The organism is Methanocella paludicola SANAE, assembly GCF_000011005.1.
GTDB classification, from domain to species: domain Archaea; phylum Halobacteriota; class Methanocellia; order Methanocellales; family Methanocellaceae; genus Methanocella; species Methanocella paludicola.
The window spans coordinates 435,437-454,159 of sequence record NC_013665.1 but is presented as its reverse complement, the minus strand read 5'-3'; the positions used below and the strand labels follow the sequence as shown (position 1 = coordinate 454,159).

Here is an 18,723-nt window from a genome sequence, read left to right as displayed (position 1 = left end):
TTATGGAGTTCCCCCCTAAAGTCGTGGCGACCGTAACGTCGCTGGACGAGGCCAAAGAGGCCATATCGCTGGGCGCAGACATCATCGAGATCAGAGTTGACCTTCTCGATGAGGGGCCTCAGCCACTTGTGGAACGCATTTATAAGCTTAATAAGCCGCTCATCATCACGGTCCGGCCCACATGGGAGGGCGGCGCATTCAAGGGGAGCGATAGGGATCGAGTCAAGATCTTTAAGGCCCTGGTGCCGGTGGCCGACTACATCGACGTCGAATTGCGGGCGCCTAACGTGGAAGAGCTTGTGGCGCTCACCGGGGGAACGGACGCATTATCCATAATATCGTACCACGACTTCGAGAAGATGCCCTCGAAAAAGGAGATGATGGACATCGTCGTACAGTGCCACGAAAAGGGCGATATCGCCAAGCTGGCCGTGACCCCCGCCAGCCTCAGGGACGTGCTGCGGCTATTCGAGGTCACGTTGAAGTCCAAGCGTCCCCTGTGCACTATCGCCATGGGCGAGATGGGAGCGCATTCGCGCATCGTGGGGCCGGTGTACGGCTCGCAGTTCACCTACGGGTACGTGCGGAAGCCCGTGGCGCCGGGGCAGATACGTGTCGACAAAATACTGGAAGGGCTACGGCTCCTCGGCCTGCGGTGACTTCAGTAGTTCAGTGCTTGTGTTCAGTCCATTGCCTTGTTTCCCCTGGAGTTGGTCCCTCCGGTCGGTATCACTAAACCACGAAAGACTTTTTATATCCCACGTAAGGCTCGAAATCACCAAGTGCATGCCGGGTGTTTAAAACACGAAACAACCTCCCTAAGTGCGCTAAAACACTAAAGATTGAAACACGAGAGACGGCATGCGCTTATCCAATAATTTATGCTTTCTCTTGAGTTTTAATCCTTTGGAGCGGTTCGTGCCCTTAGAGAGGTTGTTTTGTGTTTTGAACGCCAAAGCATGTACCTTTGTGCATTTCGAGCCTTACGTGGGATATAAAAAGAATTCGTGGTTTAGTGTTACCAACCGGAGGGCTGTACGTGCGTCGCATAGACGAGGAGTGATAGAGTGGCAAGCACAAAACTACTGGACTATTAAAGATTAGCCAGGCCCCGCGGGCAAAAACCCAGGTTAAGCCACTCGCACCCCTGGCATATTTCGTTAATATCGCCGGGCTTGATCTTCTCCTTTACAAGGGCGTAAAACTCCGCGGCCTTAAACCGGTCACCGGGCTTAATGCCAAGACGCTCCATGACACGCCGGTCGATATCCTTGACCTTTTGGTTAAGCTTCAGGCCACTCCTGAAGCATTCGTTATTCTGCATGTTCGGGCAGGCGATACAGATCATGTCGGAAGTATCGACCACCTCGATCTGCAGGTCCGGGTGCTGGTCGATCATGCGCTTCACCTTCTGGAAATTACGGATGAAGTCGGCCGTATAGCCGATGCCCTGGAATCCCAGCAGGCATAATAAGTGATGGGCTCGCAGCGGTATGCCCCTGAATTTTCCCCTACCCGCCTCTCTCGCCATGATATTTTTAGTATGCGCCATGATGCTATAAACATTTTTAGCCGGGCGTAAGCCGTTAATAAGCCGGATATCATTTTTTAGCCCTCGCTTGAAACGATATATTGGATATGCTCGAATATGACAGCCACTGCGCCTGCCCGGTGAAGAGGAACGATGACATCATCCACGTCGACTGCGCCTCTCACATATATCCTGACGGCGTCCAGGGCATTCACAACATGTGCTTCCACGTCCACGAGAGGGAGATCGTAGCGGTTTGCGGGGGCAACGGCTCCGGAAAATCGACGCTGCTGGAGCACCTGAACGGGCTGCTGCTGCCGTCGTCGGGAAGGGTGTACGTCATGGGCGAGGAACTGACGGGCGCCACGAAGAATGAGATATGGCGATACGTGGGGCTGGTGTTCCAGCGGCCCGAGGACCAATTATTCGCTCCTACTGTTTTAGATGACGTCATGTTCGGCCCGCTGAACATGGGCATGAGCATGCCCGAAGCCCGTAAAGCGGCCGTTGAGGCGCTGGAGAGCGTGGGCGCCACAGGCATGGACGACCGACTGCCCGCGTACCTCTCGGGCGGGCAAAAGAGGCTCGTGGCTATCGCAGGGGTGCTGGCGATGAAGCCCCGGGTCATCGCGATGGATGAGCCCACGTCGGACCTGGACACCTGGCATAGTGAGTTGATCGAGCGCATCATCGTCCGGCTCAGGAACGAGTTCGGCATCAGCGTGGTCATGGCGACCCACGACCTGGACATGGTCGCAAGGCTGGCCGACAGGGTGTGCATCCTGAAGCGCGGGGCCATCGTCGGCGAGGGGACGCCCAGGGATATTTTTTATAACAGGGCGCTGGTCGAGGGCTCGGGCCTGGCCGTGCCAAAAGTGGTCGAGATATACCATGATTATTGCTACCACTTCAACAAGGAGCCCGACATGCGCCCGCTCAACGTGCACGAGCTTATCGAAGCAATGCGGTAGGCTTTTTTATATGTAGAGATAAATTATTTTAAGGTGAACGCGTGACCGACAGCTCGCTGAACCCCATGCTGAGGCCCCGGAGCATCGCCGTGATCGGCGTATCCAGGGAGCCCTCCAAGTGGGGCTATAAGGTTTTTCATAATATCGTCAGTAATGCCTACAAGGGCAAAGCCTATCCCGTGAACCCCTCGACGCCCGATATCGACGGGATAAAATGCTATGCCAGGGTCGGCGACATACTCGGAGAGGTCGATCTGGCTATCATTATAGTTCCGGCGTCTGCGGCGCTCCAGGTCGTGGACGAGTGCGGGGCGAAAAAAGTAAAGGCTTTATGTGTCATCACGGCGGGCTTCAGCGAGGTCGGCCCCGACGGGGCAGTCCTTGAGGAAAAGCTGAAACAAAAGGCCGCTTCGTACGGGATGCGCATGCTGGGCCCGAACACCATGGGTTTCGTGAACAACAGCATCTCGCTCAACGCCAGCATCGTGCCCCGGATGCCCCCCAAAGGCGAGATATCATTTATTACCCAGAGCGGAGCGCTGGGGCTCTCTTTAGTTGATTGGGCCATCGGCTCCAACCTCGGCATGAACTGCGTGGTCAGCACGGGCAATAAGGCTGACGTTTCAGAGGCCGACCTTTTAGAGTTCTTCGAGCAGGATAAGGGCACCTGGACAATCGCCATGTATATCGAGGGCCTGAAGGACGGCAGGAAGTTCATGGAGGCCGCCCGGAAGGTCAAGAAGGCGAAGCTGGCCATCAAGGCGGGCGTGAGCCAGGCCGGGGCCAGGGCCGCGGCCTCGCACACAGGAAGCCTGGCCGGGTCTGATGCGGTTTACGATGCAGCGTTCAGGCAGTGCGGCGTAGTCAGGGTGGAAGGCGTGGAGGAGATGTTCGATGCCGCCATGGCGCTGTCCACCCAGCCGAAGGCTAATGGGAATCGCGTAGCGATCCTGTCGAACGGCGGAGGGGCGGCCATCATGGCGAGCGATGCCTGCGAGCGCAGGGGCATGAAAGTGCCCGAGCTGACCAGGCATACGAAGGCCGGCATAGCCAGGCTGCTGCCGGCATTCGCCTCCGTGAAGAACCCTATCGATACGGTGGCGAAGTCGGACTACGATATTTACAGGGAGGCCCTCAAGATGCTCATCGACGATAAGGACATAGACTGCGTTATGGTGATCTATGCGCACGCCGGGTTCACGAGCGCCGCCGAGCCCGCGAGGGCCGTGATCGACGCCCTCAAGGAAAAGTACCCCAAGCCCGTCGTCGCCTGCTGGATGGGCGGCAGGGAGGTAAACGCTGTGGCCGGCATGTTCCGGAGGAACCGCGTGCCGTTCTATCCTGCGCCCGAGAGGGCGGCGGAGGCGCTGAGCGCCCTGATCCGCTATAATGGGTTCCTTAAGGAGGCTGGGAAATGATGCTGAGCGAGCTCGAGGCCAAGGAGCTCCTGGCCGGTTACGGCATCCCGGTGAACGAGGGTCGGGCGGCATGCAGCGCCATCGAGGCTTCCGAGGCCGCCAGGCACATCGGGTTCCCGGCCGTGGTAAAGGTGCTGTCCGAGAAGATCGTGCACAAGAGCGACCTGGGGCTGGTGGCGCTTAACCTCTGTAACCCTTCGGACGTGGGCCGTAATGCCGAGCGCATTTTAGCAAAGGCACATACGATAGATCCCGATGCGAAGGTCGTCGTCGAGTCAATGGCCCCACAGGGCACCGAGGTCATCGTGGGCGCCAGGCGTGACCCCCAGTTCGGGCCTACGATCCTGTTCGGCCTTGGAGGCATCTTCGTGGAGGTCTTCAAGGACGTTTCGATAAGGGTCGCGCCCGTGGACCGGGCGATGGCCATGGACATGATCGACGACGTCAAGGGCTATGCCATACTGAAGGGCGCCCGGGGCAAGAAGGGCGTGGACATTGAGGCGCTGGCCGATATCATCGTCAACACGTCGAAGCTCATGATGGAGCAGGACCGTGTCATGGAGCTGGACATGAACCCCGTAATGGCATACGAGAACGGCGCAATGGCGGTAGACGCGAGGGCGCTGGTCAGGGATTAACTGGTTTCGCTAACTGAAATGCTATTTATAGGATAGGGTCGTTTAACATTGTAGCATTTAGCAATCAAAAACAGTTACAGAGATGTGGATCTATGATATATCTTGCGATGGACGACACCGATAATTTAGAGTCACGGGGCACGGGAAGGCTGGCCAGGGCCATAGCAGTAGAGCTTTCAAGAAGATACCATGTGATGGGCGTCACCCGGCATCAGCTCTTCGTCCACGAGTCCATACCGTTCACGTCGCATAATAGCTGTGCCGTCATCCACATCCAGGGCGATTCGGGCATGGACGATATTTTCGACACCGCTAAAAAGCTGATGCTCGACGACTTCGTCGAGGGCAGCGACCCCGGGATCGCCGTCGCTTCCTCGAGGCAGGTCAACTCCGGGGTGGTCGCCTTCGGGCAGGACGCAAAGTGCATTGTCGTTAACCAGGAAAGGGCCCGCTCCGTGGCGGCTAACGCCGGCATACGCCTCGAAGGCCTGGGCGGCACCGAGGGAGGAGTCATCGGCTCCGTGGCGGGAATAGGGCTCGCCGCATCGGGAAGCGACGGGCGGTTCTTATTGAGGGGGCGCAACCGGGAGCTCATCGGACCCCAGCCCGTATGGGCGTTGTTGAGCTCGGGCATCGACCAGGTCATGACCATCGACGGGCGCCTGGTTAATGATGGCATGATCGCCATCCGCAAATCGCCTACGCCGTCGTTCGTGCAGGGACGAGCGGTGCTGTTCGTGGAAGAGTCTGATGGTGGCTATGTGGCCCTGAAAAGGCCTTAAAAAGAGAAAAATAAAGTTTTTTACTTCTTCTTTGAAGACCCGTTCTTAACCTTCTTAACGGACTTATCCGTCAGCGAAGTCGCCGCGGCAGGGATACCGTCAAGCGGCATGAACTCAGGGTTCACGAGCGTCAGGTTCAGCTTCTTCTTCGCCTTACGCTCCTCGAGCTCCTCCTCCCAGCCGTCGACCTGGTACAGGAAATACTTCCGAACGTAATCCTTCATCTCCTCGTCGGAGACAGAGGAGCGCCGCTCCTCGGCGTCGTACATCTTCTGGATCTCGTTGTGGATGCTCTTGATGCGGGAGTCGGACTTCTCCACGTGGACCTCGATCCCCAGCAGCTCGTTGAGCGCCTCCTCGGCCTTGAGCCTGACCACTTCGGTGCCCGATGTCTGGCCGATCATGAGATTCCGCTTGCCGCCCACCAGCTCGGGCGGGAAGGGCTCGTACGTGAACGGGTTCTTGATGATGCCCGCCGTATGGATGCCCGACTCGTGGGAGAAGATGTTCTTGCCCACGATGGCCTTGTTCCTCGGGACGCGGAGGCCGACCTCGTCCTCCATGTACTGGGCGAACTCCGTGACCGTGCGGAGGTCGTACTTGTCGAAGCCCTCCACCCGGGTGATAAGGAATGCCATGATCTTTTCCAGCTCGGAATTACCGGCGCGCTCGCCGATGCCAAGGAAGGTGAGGTTGGCCCAGTCGGCGCCGTACCAGAGGCCCGCCAGGGTGTTCGCGACGCCCAGGCCGAAGTCGTCGTGGACGTGCATCTCGATGTGCTTGACGCCGATCTCCTTGAGCTTTTTAACGACGATCGGTATCCCGTACGGCTCCTCTTCCTCGGGGAAGGGTACGCCGTAGCCCAGCGTGTCGCACACGCGGATGATGGTGTGCGGGTCGATCTCGATGCACTTCCTGATGAACGGATAAACGAAAGCGTAGTTGGCCCTCGAGGTGTCCTCGATGTGGCACCTGGTCTTGAGGCCGTGGTCGACCGCATACTGGAGGGCGTTCAGGTACTTCTTCTCGGCCTCCTCGTAGCTCTTCAGCCCCATCTTATCGTAAATGTGAGAGTCGGATATGGACATCAGGATGCCCGTCTCCCTTATGCCCCCTACCTTGAGGACTTCGTCGATGTCCGCCGGGTTTGCCCTCGCCCAGCCGGTGACCTCCGGGAAATCGTAGCTGTAGTCCATCATGGCCCGGGCCGCGTCCTTATCCCTGTCGTTATAGATGAACGTCTCCAGCTTTTCCACGCCCATGTCGTGCAGGTACTCGAAGATCTTGAGCTTGTGCGACTTTTTCATCACGATGCCAGGCATCTGGCAGCCGTCCCTGATGGTGGTGTCGCTGATCTTGATGTCCTTCGCGTTGGGCAGTTTTATCTTGGGCATTTCGTCGTATCGTCGCATCATTGGCTAGGTCACCTATGGCCATACATTCAAATTCATAGTTTATAATATTTTTGTATGAAATCGGCACGGTACCGGCAATATAATTACGTTGTGGCAGGTTTATGCGATTTTTATGAGATAAGGCAGTATAATCCGGCATCATTTTACATAATTGGGCTATAAGTTGGCTTTTAAAGGCTTTATACCGGAAAAAATCCCGTTTCTTTTAATGGCATCAATTAAGTTTTTGGCTACGGGATTTTAATGCATGGCAGAAAATAGCCTGAAAGAATGCCTTGCCTTTAATCCTGAAAAAGCTAGGGCGGAGATCGTCGATTTTATTCGGTCGCAGATCAGGCGGTTCAATAAAAAGGGAACGATGATAGGTCTGTCAGGCGGCCTGGACTCGTCCACGGTGGCCTTTCTGTGCGTCGAGGCGCTGGGAAAGGAAAAGGTAATGGGCCTCATACTGCCCGAGCGGGATACGACGCCGAAGAACACGGAGGACGGCATCGACCTGGCCGAAAAGCTGGGCATACCATACAAGAAGATCGACATATCGCCCATCCTGGAAGGCCTTGGAGCCTATACGCTCTTCCCGAAAGAGGTGACGTCCAGCCGTTCGGCGATGGAAGAAGCGGTGGACCGCATGAAGCGGATGACCGGAAAGCAGTCGGCGTTCGCCGAGTCCTTCAGCTCGATCTACACGCCTGGCGGGGCGCAGGAGGACCATTACGTAGGCCGGATGCACGCCTTCATGACCGCCAAGACCCGGGCGCGGATGATGACGATATACTTTCACGCGATCATCATGGACTACCTGGTCGTGGGCACAGACGACCTGTCGGAGCTTACCATCGGCTTTTATGATAAGTACGGCGACGGGGCCTGCGACATCTCTATACTGAGCCACCTGTTCAAGACACAGATAAAGGCGCTGGCTGCGCACATCGGCGTACCGGAGCACATCGTGAATAAGCCCTCGTCGCACGACCTCTGGGGGGAGGGTATGCCCAACGAGGAGACCATCGGCCTTCCCTACGAGAAGCTGGATATGGTGCTATGCGGGCTGATGGAAGGCCTGTGGGAGGCGGATATCGCCGATATGGCGGGCGTGAGGCTCGACGATATTGTAGCGGTAAAAAAGTCCATCGCAAGCGAAAGGGTCCGGAGGAGCATGCCAATATCGGTGAACATCGAGCCCCAGGCTGCTGAAGAAGAGCAATTGATGAAACGTTAGAATGTGCCCCTGTAGTATGCCAGCTTTCGGGCATATGGATGATAGATATCAACTAATTGTGCCTGCTCTTCGGGCGGCATAGGCTGGAATTCCCTGCCCGCTCCGGCCAGTTCCCGCACCTCATCAGGATCCATACAGCCGACTATGGCGACCGTCACCGGCTGGGATAGCGCATATCGGATCAGCGTTCCCGCCGAGATCTTTGCGTCGGGGATGACGTAGCCTCCGTGCCCCAGCACCTTCATGGCTATAACGGCGATGCCCTTCTTGTTCGCGGCAGGCAGCGCCTCCGTGAGGAAGCCTCCGAGAGCCCCCTCGACGGGGTTGACGGGCATCATGACGGACTCGACCGGCCAATTTTCAATACAATAGGTCAGTATTGCCGGGTCGTGGTGGCCGGTGACGCCGATGTGCTTCACCTTGCCTGACTTTTTAGCCTCTAAAAATGCCTCTAACGTCCCGCCCTTCCCCTCGATCTCGTCGATGTCCTCCCGCGTTCGCACGTCGTGGATCTGCCAGAGGTCGAGGTAGTCGATGCCCATGGTCTTGAGCGTGTTGTCCAGGTCCGCTAATGCGCCTTCTTTATCCCGGGAGGCCGACTTGCTCGCCTGGAAGACTTTGGCCCGGGCGTCGGGATGGGCGGGCCAGTAGTGGCCGTAGTATCCCTCGCTGCCCGCGTAGGCCTGCGCGCAATCAAAATAACGGATCCCCTGCCTCACGGCCTCGTCGATGACCGCGACCGCCTCTTGCGTGCGGCCGTAAGTCCGTAAAACGCCCTCGCCGCCCAGGCCGGCTATCGTCACCTGGCGGCCGGTTTTACCAAACCGGGAGGTCCTTATGTCCATGATCGTCTCAATGAGATTACAGGCCTAAAATATTTACTTGAGCTTTTTCTTGAGCATTCCCAGGTAAAACATAGCATGATCGAAGCCCGGGTCGATCCTCAGTGCTTCCTCGTATTCCTTTTTCGCTTCTTGCAGCTCGCCCATCTCGTCCAGCGCGAATCCCCGGTTAAAGTGCAGCGTCGCATTCTTCGGCTCGATCCTCAGTGCTTCCTCGTATTCCTTTACAGCCTCGGATTTCTGGCCCTTGACGACGAGCGCCGCGGCCAGGTTATTGTGATATTTCATATTTCCCGGATCAACGCGTATCGCTTCCCGGTACTCCCGTATCGCGTCGTCGAGCTGCATTGTCTTTCGATAGATCAGGCCCAGGTTATAATGGACCTCCGCATTCTCCGGGTCTTTATCCAGGGCGGCCCGATATTCCTCGATGGCCTCGTCGATGCGGCCGACCAATAAAAGAGCATTACCTTCCCGGATATGGGAATCGGCGTCCATTTCCTCAGAGAGTTTTTTCGGCTTCTTCGGGCCGGGACTGGAGGGGTGAGGGTCCTCACACATAATAAGAAGTTGGGCAGGAGGGGATAAAAACTTTCTATTAGTCAGAAGACGGCGATGGCTCGCCCTTCTTCTCGTATGGCACCGTGTTCTGCCACGTGTTCTCGAACATGGTCTTCATCATCTTCGTGAGCTCGGCCTGGTTGATCCAGATGCCCGTCTCCCTGCCCGTCGACTTGAAGTCGTCGTCGAAGAACTCGGCGAACAGCACTTCCTTCTCGTCCAGCAGCACGACCCTGATGTACGGCAGACGGTCGATATGCCTCAGCTCCACGAGCTGTGAAAGCTTGAGGGCAAAGTCCTCGACCTGGGGCGTAACGGGGGCGATGAACCGCACCTTGATGTCCTTATTCCGGAACTCGGATGCCTTATCGCTGAAATACTTGTAAAACCGTACCAGGCCGTTGGCAGTCGTCATGATGTCGCAGGTGTGCTCGCACCGGGCGAACATCTCGTCCACGAGCTTGTACACGTTCTGCCGGCCATAGTATAGCAAAACGATAGACTGGTGATTTGTAGGTATAGCCTCTTTAGGCTTAATCTCCGAAAGAAGCTCCTCACGAGCATCTCGAAGGTACGAAAGCTGCTTCTCCTGCTCCTCCATGAGCAGGTCCATGCCCTCGTCGAGGGGTACTGCACGGTAACGGTTCACGGCCTCAGGGATCACTGTAACCAGGCCCCGCATCTGCAGCGACTTCAAAACTGAGTACGTGTGGGGCCTCGGAATATCGGCATACTTCGACACCTTGCTGGCCTCAAGGCCGCCCTTAACAATAAGAGTAAGGTACACCCGGGCCTCGTACTCCGTAAGCCCGAACATGCTCATCTTTGATAGCGTCTTCTCGTCGAAAGGCTGGTTCATAGTGCTACAGACAGTCACGTTATACATCTTTATATAAAAATCATTCCGACCTTTCAATTGAGAATAGTACGATTAATATGGAGAGTAATGAACATGCTGGGTATCGATGACCCCTGGATTTTATTGGGGTACATTTGCACGCTGGGTATAGCACTTGTCTGTATCCTGTACGGGCTCGTAAAGTGGAACGAAGGCGGCGATGCGGATGGCAGTTGACACCCTCACCTTCGCCGTCATGGCATTAGTATACCTTGTGATCGTTCTGGCGCTGGGATATCTGGGATATAAGCAGACGAAGCAGGCGGAGGACTACATGCTGGCGGGGCGGAAGGTCCATCCGGCGCTCATCGCCATCTCTTACGGCGCAACGTTCATCAGCACATCGGCCATCGTGGGCTTCGGCGGCCAGGCCGGATACATGGGCATGGGCCTGATCTGGCTGACCTTCCTCAACATCGGCGTGGGCATCCTGCTCGCGTTCGTGGTGTTCGGCAAGAAGACAAGGGAGATCGGGAGCAAGCTGCGGGCCGTCACCTTCCCCGACCTGATGGGGAAAGTCTACAACTCGTCGTTCATGCAGTACGTGTGCGGCCTCGTCATCCTGGTGGGCATGCCGCTGTACGCGGCCGCCGTGATAACCGGGGCAGGGAGGTTCATCGAGACCACGTTCGCCATCAACTACAACCTGGCGCTGCTCGCGTTCGCGATCATAACGGCGGTATACGTCATCCTGGGCGGGCTGCTGGCGGTCATATACACCGACACCTTCCAGGGCATCATCATGCTCATAGGCATGACCGTCCTCCTGGCCTTCACGTTCATCTCGATCGGAGGCGTCACTAACGGCTTCCAGGCGCTAACGGACCTCGCGAGCACGGCGCCGGCCAGCCTGACAAAGACGGGGTTCAACGGGTGGACGCAGATGCCCACGCTGGGCTCTCCGCTATGGTACTCCATGATCACCTCCATCGTCATGGGCGTGGGCATCGGCGTGCTCGCGCAGCCGCAGCTAGTCGTGCGGTTCATGACAGCGAAGAATAACAAGTCCCTTAACCGGGCCGTCCCCATAGGCGGCTTCTTCATCCTGATGATGACAGGCGTAGCGTTCACCGTGGGGGCACTATCGAACGTCTACTTCCAGCAGACGGCGGGCACGACGGCGATGGCCGCGGCCGGTAACAACATCGACTCCATCATACCGGCGTACATCAACGCGGCGATGCCCGACTGGTTCGTCGTGCTGTTCATGCTGACGCTCCTGGCCGCGGCCATGTCCACGCTGAGCGCGCTGTTCCACACCATGGGCACCGCGGCGGGCAACGATATCCTGGGCAAGTGGAAGAAGCAGAAGCCGTCCATCCTCATGAACCGGGCCAGCGTGCTGGTGATGCTGGTGATCAGCGTCATCGTGGCGTACATCATGCCCACGAGCTTCATCGCCGCAGCAACGGCATTGTTCATGGGCCTGTGCGCCGCTGCCTTCCTCCCGGCGTTCGCCCACGCCCTCTACAGCAAGAGGCCTTCCCAGCTTGCCGCCAAGTCCAGCGTCGTGGTCGGCTCGCTCGTGTGGCTCTTCTGGGCGGTCTTCGTGCACGCGAAGTACGCGGGCATCGTGGGCCTGGCGAAGCTGATCTTCGGCACGAACCTCCTGGGCGCGCCCTGGCAGACCATCGACCCGTTCATCCCGGGGCTCATCGTCTCGACCATCACCATGGCCGCCGTGTGGATGCTCGACCGCCGGCCTGAGGTTGAGGAAGAGGTGAAGGTTAAGCAGGTTAAGGCTTGAATTCAGGGTGCCGCTTCGAGCGGCTCCCATTTATCTTTTTAGTTCTTCTCCGTTTTTATAAACTGGCGCATGCTTCTGGTTTCTTACATATCGTTCCTATGCTGTGTATCCTGTGGAGTTGAATCCCCCGGTCGGTATCACGAAACCACGAAAGACTTTTTATATCCCACGTAAGACACAAAATCACCAAGCTCATGCCTGGTGTTCAAAACACGAAACAACCTCCCTAAGGGCCCTAAAACTCCAAAGATTGAAACACAAGAGACGGCATGAACTTTATACTTATTATGGGCAAATCATGCTTTCTCTTGAGTTTTAATCCTTTAGAGTTTTAGGGCCCTTAGGGAGGTTGTTTCGTGTTTTAAATGCCAAAGCATGTACCTTCGTGCATTTCGTGCCCTTACGTGGGATATAAAAAGAATTCGTGTTTTCGTGTTACCAACCGGAGGGCTGTACGTGCCTCGCATTGAATAAACAAGGACGAAGAGTAAGCACGGTACTTTGTAGTCAGATCCATATTGAACCATGCAGATAATAAGGCAGGATAATCCTGCCCACGACCTAAAAAGGAGATGGATCTCATTATAGAATACGGTAAATAGTGACGTTATCTTCTGCGAATACCTGCTCGAAGTACCGGGTATCATTGAATTTCGTGTAATTTACCTCTTCCTTGGGCACCCACCAGCCGGTGTATAGGCCCCTGTACGGTAAAAACACGTAGTCGGCCTTCTCCATCTTCGCAAGCTCGTACGCGTAGGTGGCGTTGTCCGTCTTGTAAATGTCATTGGTGTGGACCATCATGCTGATGGGATCTGGGGCGTTGGCCCAGTCGCCTCCAACGGTAGAGACCCGGCACGTCATCCCCATGATAAGCTCGGCCCCGAAGATGTCGGCAACGAACTTGTCATCGGACGCCGTATTATTCAAGATCCACTGCGTGGAATTAAACTCGCCCGTACCAACGACAGGATCGTAATAAAAGTCGCATTCGTACTTCACTTCGGGCAGGGGAAGCTTGAGGTTCTTGTCCTTGTCGGGCGGAAGACGGTCCAGGATGCTCTGCACCCAGTCGTCGAGCGACTCCGGAAGGTGCGGCCTCACGTCGTCGAGCCAGATCTGGAATGGCCAGAAGTAGCCGATAAAGAGCATAGCAGCGAATAACGCCAGGACGGCCGCCGGCTTCCACAGGGTCATGATAAACCGGCGTATGGCCTGCCTTATAAATAAAGTTTGCCGGAGCCTTTATGTTTTTAAGAGCCTAATAATACTATTCAACCGTTTACTCGGCAGCCGATAGCAACGGCGGCACAACAAACCCCGAGAAAATCATATAACAATATCGACTAAATATGCATGGGATGTAGAGCGCATGGACCGCGATTATTGTACGATGGATGACTTTGACCTTGATGGAAAGACCGTGATATTACGAGCGGAATTCAACTCGCCCATAGGGCCCGACGGGAAGATACTCGACGATAAGCGTATCCGGGAGAGCGTGCCCACGATCAAGGGCCTCGAGGGCTCGAAGGTCGTCCTCATCGCTCACCAGAGCCGGCCCGGCAAGAAGGACTTCACCACGATGGAGCAGCACGCGAAGCGCCTGCAGCGCTACGTGAAGCAGAGCGTCCACTACGTCGACGATATTTTCGGCTCCCACGCCCGGGCGGCCATCGTCGAGGCCGAGCCCGGCGACATCGTCATGCTCGAGAACGTCCGCTTTTATTCCGAGGAAGTGCTTGAACTGAAACCCGAGGCGGCCGCGAAGACCGTGATGGTCAAGAAGCTCGCCCCGCTGGCCCAGGTCTTCCTAAACGACGCGTTCGGCGCCTCCCACCGCTCACAGGACTCGCTCGTGGGCTTCACGCCCATACTCCCATCGGGCTCGGGCAAGCTCATGCAGAAGGAGATCGACTCGCTGACCGAGGCCCTTCGCGGAGGCGGCGAGGTCGTATATGTCTTAGGCGGCGCAAAGGTGGACGACAGCATCAGTGTCACGAAGAACGTGCTGGAGAAGGGCATCGCCAGCCGCGTGCTCGTCACGGGCGTCGTCGCCAACGTGTTCCTGGCCGCGAGCGGCATGAACATCGGCAATCCCAACTACGAGTTCCTGGAGAAGAACGAGCTCACGGGCGAGATCCCTAATGCAAAGGAGGTCCTCCAGAAGTTCGACGGTAAGATTTTAATGCCCAGCGACGTGGCCATCAACAAGGACGGCAAGCGCGTCGAGATAAACGTCCGGCAGCTTCCCGCCGATTACCCGATCATGGACATCGGCCACGAGACCATCGCCAACTTCTCGGACATCATCCGTCACTCTGATAAGGTCATATTGAACGGCCCTGCGGGCGTCTTCGAGAACCCCGAATTTGGCACCGGGACCCGCGATATTCTCATGGCGGCGACGAAGGCGAAGTTCTCCGTGGTCGGCGGGGGCCACAGCTCCGCGGCCGTCGAGGAGATGGGCATCGAGGACAAGATCACGCACGTCTCCACCGGTGGCGGCGCGGCCATCGACTTCCTGAGCGGCAAGCCCATGCCCGCCATCGACGCGCTGAAGGCTGCTAAAAAGAGGATGATGGAGCATGTGGGTGCTAAGACCCACTGACCTTTTTAAATTTACTGTGTTGAATTAATATCATCTCATCCATGCTTTAAAGTCCGCTTCGCGGTCTTCGAGCTAGAACAGTCTTCGCGGACTTGTACCTCTTCGCGAGCTTAAAAACGGGGTCTGCTCCGATAATTAAGGCTAATACAACACAGCATAAAATTAAAAATGCACCTGCAGGTTACAGGTGCTTTATGATAGCATCCACCATCTGGCTCGACTTCGCCTTACCGCCCATGTCATAGGTGACGTGCTTCTTCTCGGCGATGACCTTCTCCGTCGCCTTAAAGATCGCCTGGGACTGCTTCTTCTCGCCCAGGTAATCGATCATCCAGGCGCCGGCGAGCACCGTCGCCACCGGGTTGACCTTATCCATGCCAGCGTACTTCGGAGCGCTGCCGTGGGCCGGCTCGAACATGGCATACTTGTCGCCGATATTCGCGCTATAAATTAAGCCGATGCTGCCGACCAGGGACGAGCACTCCTCGCTCAGGATATCCATGAAAAGGTTAGTCGACAGGAGCACTTTCTGGTTATAGTTAGCGGGATTCTTGATGAGCTGCTGGGCCACGTTATCGACGTGGTACTCCTCGAGCTCGATGCCCTTGTACTGTTTTTTCACGGCCTCGCACTCCTCGAGGAAGGCGCCGTCGGTCTTCTTTAAGATATTGCTCTTGTGGATCGCCACGACCGACTTCCACTTCCGGCGCTTTGCCTCCTCGAAGGCGTACTTCGCGATGCGCCGGCAGGAGGGGCGGGTGATCTTTCTGATAGCGATATAAACGTCGTCGGTGAGCTGGACTTCCTCGCCCACATAGAGGCCTTCGGTGCCCTCACGCACGCAGACGAAGTCGACTTCGCCCAGCGGAGCGGCAGTGCCTTTATAGGACTTGATCGGCCGGACGTTCGCGTACAGGTCGAACTTCTGGCGAATGGAGACGGCGACGCTCTTCGGGGAGCCCGCGCCTCCGGGAGTCGTGGTGGGGCCCTTAAAACAGGCATCCGTGTTAGAAAGAGCTTTCCAGGTCTCCTCAGGGATAAGGCTGTTGCCGCCGTGCTTCTCCCACCAGCCGGCGCCGGCCTCGCACTCGACGAAGCCCGCCTTAGAGCCGGCCGCCTTAACGGTTTTCATCATCAGATCGGTCAGTTCGGGGCCTACGCCGTCCCCTTTGATGACTGCGACTTTCTTTGCCATTGATACACCTTAGTGATTATTGCACCACCGGCCCCTGGCAGGCCCGAGCCCGGTGATCTCGTGCTTCGTGAAGTCGAACACCGTGGCCCTCTCCTTGCCTTTGACGAGGTCGAGGCGGGGGGCGGAGACTATCTTACCGACCTTTGTAGCATTAAGCTTGTGGTTCCGGTAAATGTCAAGGACTTGCTCCGTGTTCTCAGGCTTGCAGGTCACGATAAAGCCCATGCCCGGGTACATCTTGAGCCAGTGCTCCCATTCGAGGCTCTCAGGCTTCGGCATGGCGCTCATGTCCACGTCGGCGCCCACGCCAGAGACTTCGAGGAGCATGCCCAGCGTCCCGATGATGCCGGGGTTGCTGACGTCCTTGCCAGCCGTGAGCATCTTCCTTTCGGCAAGCTCCACCATGGAACCGACCTGCTGCCTTACGATGGAGGCGTCCTTCAGGAACGTCGTGTCCCAGTTGAGGTCACAGGAGGGGTGGACCCGGCCGTCCATGTCGATGGCCAGGACTACGTCGTCGCCCGGCTTCGCCGTGCTGCTGTAAATGACCGTATCCTTTTTCGCGATGCCCAGGATGGCCACGTCGAGGGCCGCATAAGGAGTGTCGGGGTGCACGTGGCCGCCCACGATGGGCACGCCGAACTTATCGATGCCGGCCTTCATCCCCTTTAAGACTCGCTGCGTGATCTCGTCGGAGTTAGAGGAAAATACGTCCACCATGCCCAGGGGCCTGCCGCCCATGGCGGCGATGTCATGGACGTTGACGAGCACCGAGCAGTACCCGGACCACTCGGGGTCGACCCTCATGAGCTTGTCCCAGATGCCGTCGGCCGCTAATAGTAAAGCGTACTCGCCGTTATCGATGATGGCGGCGTCCTCGCCGAACGAGGGGTTCGTGCCCTTCTCGTCGAAGATGCCAACGATGTTTTTAATGGTGTGCTTGCGGGTAGTTCCCAGATAATCGCGAAGCGCCCCTGCAAGTATCTCGAGTTTCAAGCAAGTCTCTCCATGTAATATGCCTATTGTCTGCCTATTGTTTTTAATGCTTTTTAAATATATCGTCCCCTGCGGGCTCGCAAAGTATTAATCTCTACGCGAAGCATCTTAGATTCGATGAGCGAAGAGCGCTGCATGGACTGGGCGGAGAAGTACAGGCCCGTCTCGCTGTCCGGCGTGCTTGGCAACGACGCCGCCGTGAAGGCCCTCAGGAAGTGGGCCGAGACATTCGGCTCCGGCAAAAAGGCCGCCATCCTCTACGGAGGCCCGGGCATCGGTAAGACCTCGGCCGCATTAGCGCTCGCTCACGACATGGGCTGGGACTACATCGAGATGAACGCCTCGGACCAGCGAACAAAGGACGCCATCAATAAAGTCGCCGGCTCCGCCTCGAAGACGGGCACCTTCGGGGGCACTAACGAGAGGCGCCTGCTCATCCTGGACGAGGCCGATAACCTCCACGGCAATTACGACCGCGGCGGAGAGGCTGCCATTATCAATGTCATTAAGAATACTAATCAGCCTATTATCCTGATCGCGAATGACTTTTATGCGCTCTCGAAACCGCTCAGGGACGCGGCAGAGCCCATCCAGTTCAGGGCATTGCTTAGCACCTCTATCGTGAAAGCCCTAAAAAAGATATGCGCGGCCGAGAACATCAAGTGCCAGCCCGAGGCGCTCATGAAGATCGCAGAGCGCACGAACGACATGAGGTCGGCCATCAACGACCTGCAGGCCGCGGCCATGGGCCGGGAAGAGGTGACGCTCGCCGACGTTTCCACGGGCGAGCGGGACGTGCCGGAATCGATTTTTAAGGTGATGGGCCTCATCTTCCGGGGAGACGACCCCGGGAAGGCCCGGAGAGCGGTAATGGACCTGGACGAGAGCCCCGAGGACCTTATCGGGTGGGTGGACGAGAACCTCCCGCGGGAGTACCATGACGGCGACCTCGAGAGGGGCTTCGATGCCCTTTCGAAGGCGGACCTGTTCCTTGCCCGGGTCAGGCGGCGCATGGACTACGGCATGTGGCGCTACGCCTCGTTCATGATGGTGGCCGGCGTGAACCGCGCCAGAAAGCGCCGCTACGGGGGCTACTCGAAGTACAGCGCCCCGACGTACTGGCAGAAGCTCGGCAGGGCCAGGGGCACCAGGGCCGTCCGGGACTCGCTCGCCGCGAAGATCGGCAAGTACTGCCACACGTCCAAAAGGGAGGCGCGGGCTGTCTTCATACCGCTTTTACGCGTGCTATTCAGGGACGAGGGCTACGCCGTCGGCATTACGGCGAGGCTCAAGCTGGAGGAGGACGAGATAGCGTTCCTCCTGGATGCGGAGAAGTCCTCGAAAAAGGTGGGTAAGGTATACGAAAAGTCCCGGGACCTCATCGAGAAGGAGGTCGAGCACGAGATCGATGTTTTCGCGCGTTTTGCACCGAAGGAGCCGTCAGCCCATAAGGTGGAAGAGACGGCAGCAGAGCCCGCGGCGGAGCCGGCCCCTAAGCCGAAGCGGAAGCGCAAGACGGCGAGGGACGGCGGCGAGGTACCGGCCCCGGCCATAGTCGTCGAGCCTCTAGTGGAAGAGCCAAAAAAAGAAGAAGCGCCTTCCGAGCCAAAAAGACAGCGCACACTATTCGACTTTTGATTCCTGCTGCTTTTCAGCCATGCCCTTTTCCCGTATCTTCTTGACGGCCAGCATGAGCACGTAAGCGATGATGATGGAGAAGAAGCCGATGAGCTGGAGGACTGAGTCTTTATTAAGCATGCCCCAGAGGAATGAGCAGAGGCCTCCGAACGCGATGATGATGCCGATGACTGCGATGATGCGCCTTTGCGTGAGATTATCCATGTTGGCCCCTATGTATCCGCTTTCTTATAAAAGGTTATGCGGGTTTTAACCGTGCCG

The 18,723-nt window shown here is 57.1% G+C and carries 19 protein-coding genes; 10 read left to right on the top strand and 9 right to left on the bottom strand.

From position 1 onward, the window contains the following. Window positions 1-2: 2 nt before the first annotated feature. Window positions 3-659 carry a type I 3-dehydroquinate dehydratase gene (gene aroD / locus MCP_RS02310; protein WP_012899204.1) on the top strand — a complete coding sequence of 219 codons (657 nt, stop codon included), beginning with the start codon at window positions 3-5 and terminating at the stop codon, window positions 657-659. A 434-nt stretch (window positions 660-1,093) separates the two neighbouring features. On the opposite strand, the gene MCP_RS02305 is transcribed toward aroD, so the two are convergent. Continuing rightward, on the bottom strand, window positions 1,094-1,531 hold the full coding sequence (locus tag MCP_RS02305) for a DUF1284 domain-containing protein (protein WP_128859895.1): 438 nt from the start codon (window positions 1,529-1,531) through the stop codon (window positions 1,094-1,096). A gap of 107 nt (window positions 1,532-1,638) precedes the next feature. Between MCP_RS02305 and MCP_RS02300 the strand changes: the two genes are divergently transcribed. The 4 genes from MCP_RS02300 (at window position 1,639) to MCP_RS02285 (ending at window position 5,340) form a co-directional block, all read left to right on the top strand. Further along, window positions 1,639-2,502 (top strand): energy-coupling factor ABC transporter ATP-binding protein, encoded by an 864-nt coding sequence (locus MCP_RS02300; RefSeq protein WP_012899202.1) that lies wholly within the window; start codon window positions 1,639-1,641, stop codon window positions 2,500-2,502. Window positions 2,503-2,543: 41 nt separating this feature from the next. Next, on the top strand, window positions 2,544-3,920 hold the full coding sequence (locus MCP_RS02295; RefSeq protein ID WP_012899201.1) for an acetate--CoA ligase family protein: 1,377 nt from the start codon (window positions 2,544-2,546) through the stop codon (window positions 3,918-3,920). Continuing rightward, entirely contained in the window at window positions 3,917-4,558 is a 642-nt protein-coding gene (locus tag MCP_RS02290) for an acetate--CoA ligase family protein (protein WP_012899200.1), read from the top strand. The genes MCP_RS02295 and MCP_RS02290 overlap by 4 nt, the downstream gene beginning before the upstream one ends. Before the next feature lie 92 nt (window positions 4,559-4,650). Then, a complete protein-coding gene (locus tag MCP_RS02285; protein WP_012899199.1) occupies window positions 4,651-5,340 on the top strand; it encodes an ABC transporter substrate-binding protein in 690 nt (229 codons plus the stop codon). 20 nt (window positions 5,341-5,360) lie between these two features. Here the strand turns inward: MCP_RS02285 and MCP_RS02280 are convergent, their stop codons facing one another. Beyond that, the gene (locus tag MCP_RS02280) at window positions 5,361-6,755 is read right to left on the bottom strand and encodes a LeuA family protein (RefSeq protein ID WP_012899198.1); all 1,395 of its coding nucleotides are present in this window, start codon (window positions 6,753-6,755) and stop codon (window positions 5,361-5,363) included. A 247-nt stretch (window positions 6,756-7,002) separates the two neighbouring features. Here MCP_RS02280 and nadE point away from each other — a divergent pair, with 247 nt between their 5' ends. Beyond that, complete coding sequence (nadE, locus tag MCP_RS02275; RefSeq protein WP_012899197.1) at window positions 7,003-7,974, top strand: NAD(+) synthase; 972 nt, start codon at window positions 7,003-7,005, stop codon at window positions 7,972-7,974. Here nadE and MCP_RS02270 read toward each other — a convergent pair. The 3 genes from MCP_RS02270 to MCP_RS02260 are packed head-to-tail and all read right to left on the bottom strand — an operon-like array spanning window position 7,971 to window position 10,236. After that, window positions 7,971-8,819, bottom strand: coding sequence for an aldo/keto reductase (locus tag MCP_RS02270; protein ID WP_012899196.1), 849 nt, complete (start codon window positions 8,817-8,819; stop codon window positions 7,971-7,973). The genes nadE and MCP_RS02270 overlap by 4 nt on opposite strands. A 33-nt stretch (window positions 8,820-8,852) precedes the next feature. Further along, window positions 8,853-9,377, bottom strand: a complete 525-nt coding sequence (locus tag MCP_RS02265; protein WP_012899195.1) for a tetratricopeptide repeat protein — start codon at window positions 9,375-9,377, stop codon at window positions 8,853-8,855. Between the two features lie 37 nt (window positions 9,378-9,414). Beyond that, a complete protein-coding gene (locus MCP_RS02260) occupies window positions 9,415-10,236 on the bottom strand; it encodes a TrmB family transcriptional regulator (protein WP_012899194.1) in 822 nt (273 codons plus the stop codon). A gap of 87 nt (window positions 10,237-10,323) precedes the next feature. Here MCP_RS02260 and MCP_RS16110 point away from each other — a divergent pair, with 87 nt between their 5' ends. Together MCP_RS16110 and MCP_RS02255 are read left to right on the top strand one after the other, a co-directional pair. Beyond that, complete coding sequence (locus MCP_RS16110) at window positions 10,324-10,452, top strand: symporter small accessory protein (protein WP_269445994.1); 129 nt, start codon at window positions 10,324-10,326, stop codon at window positions 10,450-10,452. Then, window positions 10,442-12,022 (top strand): sodium:solute symporter family protein, encoded by a 1,581-nt coding sequence (locus MCP_RS02255; protein ID WP_012899192.1) that lies wholly within the window; start codon window positions 10,442-10,444, stop codon window positions 12,020-12,022. The genes MCP_RS16110 and MCP_RS02255 overlap by 11 nt, the downstream gene beginning before the upstream one ends. Before the next feature lie 582 nt (window positions 12,023-12,604). Here the strand turns inward: MCP_RS02255 and MCP_RS02250 are convergent. Beyond that, complete coding sequence (locus MCP_RS02250; RefSeq protein ID WP_012899191.1) at window positions 12,605-13,219, bottom strand: hypothetical protein; 615 nt, start codon at window positions 13,217-13,219, stop codon at window positions 12,605-12,607. Window positions 13,220-13,394: 175 nt separating this feature from the next. Between MCP_RS02250 and MCP_RS02245 the strand changes: the two genes are divergently transcribed. Then, window positions 13,395-14,633 (top strand): phosphoglycerate kinase, encoded by a 1,239-nt coding sequence (locus MCP_RS02245; protein ID WP_012899190.1) that lies wholly within the window; start codon window positions 13,395-13,397, stop codon window positions 14,631-14,633. A 181-nt stretch (window positions 14,634-14,814) separates the two neighbouring features. Here MCP_RS02245 and MCP_RS02240 read toward each other — a convergent pair whose 3' ends face one another. Beyond that, window positions 14,815-15,828, bottom strand: coding sequence for an isocitrate/isopropylmalate dehydrogenase family protein (locus tag MCP_RS02240; protein ID WP_012899189.1), 1,014 nt, complete (start codon window positions 15,826-15,828; stop codon window positions 14,815-14,817). A 9-nt stretch (window positions 15,829-15,837) separates the two neighbouring features. Next, window positions 15,838-16,824, bottom strand: coding sequence for a methanogenesis marker 2 protein (locus MCP_RS02235; protein ID WP_012899188.1), 987 nt, complete (start codon window positions 16,822-16,824; stop codon window positions 15,838-15,840). Between the two features lie 117 nt (window positions 16,825-16,941). Here MCP_RS02235 and MCP_RS02230 point away from each other — a divergent pair, with 117 nt between their 5' ends. Next, window positions 16,942-18,462, top strand: a complete 1,521-nt coding sequence (locus tag MCP_RS02230) for a replication factor C large subunit (protein ID WP_012899187.1) — start codon at window positions 16,942-16,944, stop codon at window positions 18,460-18,462. Here the strand turns inward: MCP_RS02230 and MCP_RS02225 are convergent. Beyond that, entirely contained in the window at window positions 18,448-18,666 is a 219-nt protein-coding gene (locus MCP_RS02225; protein WP_012899186.1) for a hypothetical protein, read from the bottom strand. The genes MCP_RS02230 and MCP_RS02225 overlap by 15 nt on opposite strands. Window positions 18,667-18,723: the final 57 nt, after the last annotated feature.

Excerpts from the sequence above, each read along its gene's own strand:
- MCP_RS02300 (WP_012899202.1), top strand. The coding sequence starts at position 1,639 with ATGCTCGAATATGACAGCCACTGCGCCTGCCCGGTGAAGAGGAACGAT.
- MCP_RS02290 (WP_012899200.1), top strand. The coding sequence starts at position 3,917 with ATGATGCTGAGCGAGCTCGAGGCCAAGGAGCTCCTGGCCGGTTACGGC.
- nadE (WP_012899197.1), top strand. The coding sequence starts at position 7,003 with ATGGCAGAAAATAGCCTGAAAGAATGCCTTGCCTTTAATCCTGAAAAA.
- MCP_RS02265 (WP_012899195.1), bottom strand. The coding sequence starts at position 9,377 with ATGTGTGAGGACCCTCACCCCTCCAGTCCCGGCCCGAAGAAGCCGAAA.
- MCP_RS02260 (WP_012899194.1), bottom strand. The coding sequence starts at position 10,236 with ATGAACCAGCCTTTCGACGAGAAGACGCTATCAAAGATGAGCATGTTC.
- MCP_RS02230 (WP_012899187.1), top strand. The coding sequence starts at position 16,942 with ATGAGCGAAGAGCGCTGCATGGACTGGGCGGAGAAGTACAGGCCCGTC.
- MCP_RS16110 (WP_269445994.1), top strand. The coding sequence starts at position 10,324 with ATGAACATGCTGGGTATCGATGACCCCTGGATTTTATTGGGGTACATT.
- MCP_RS02240 (WP_012899189.1), bottom strand. The coding sequence starts at position 15,828 with ATGGCAAAGAAAGTCGCAGTCATCAAAGGGGACGGCGTAGGCCCCGAA.
- MCP_RS02285 (WP_012899199.1), top strand. The coding sequence starts at position 4,651 with ATGATATATCTTGCGATGGACGACACCGATAATTTAGAGTCACGGGGC.
- MCP_RS02225 (WP_012899186.1), bottom strand. The coding sequence starts at position 18,666 with ATGGATAATCTCACGCAAAGGCGCATCATCGCAGTCATCGGCATCATC.
- MCP_RS02255 (WP_012899192.1), top strand. The coding sequence starts at position 10,442 with ATGGCAGTTGACACCCTCACCTTCGCCGTCATGGCATTAGTATACCTT.
- MCP_RS02305 (WP_128859895.1), bottom strand. The coding sequence starts at position 1,531 with ATGGCGAGAGAGGCGGGTAGGGGAAAATTCAGGGGCATACCGCTGCGA.
- aroD (WP_012899204.1), top strand. The coding sequence starts at position 3 with ATGGAGTTCCCCCCTAAAGTCGTGGCGACCGTAACGTCGCTGGACGAG.
- MCP_RS02270 (WP_012899196.1), bottom strand. The coding sequence starts at position 8,819 with ATGGACATAAGGACCTCCCGGTTTGGTAAAACCGGCCGCCAGGTGACG.
- MCP_RS02280 (WP_012899198.1), bottom strand. The coding sequence starts at position 6,755 with ATGATGCGACGATACGACGAAATGCCCAAGATAAAACTGCCCAACGCG.
- MCP_RS02250 (WP_012899191.1), bottom strand. The coding sequence starts at position 13,219 with ATGACCCTGTGGAAGCCGGCGGCCGTCCTGGCGTTATTCGCTGCTATG.
- MCP_RS02245 (WP_012899190.1), top strand. The coding sequence starts at position 13,395 with ATGGACCGCGATTATTGTACGATGGATGACTTTGACCTTGATGGAAAG.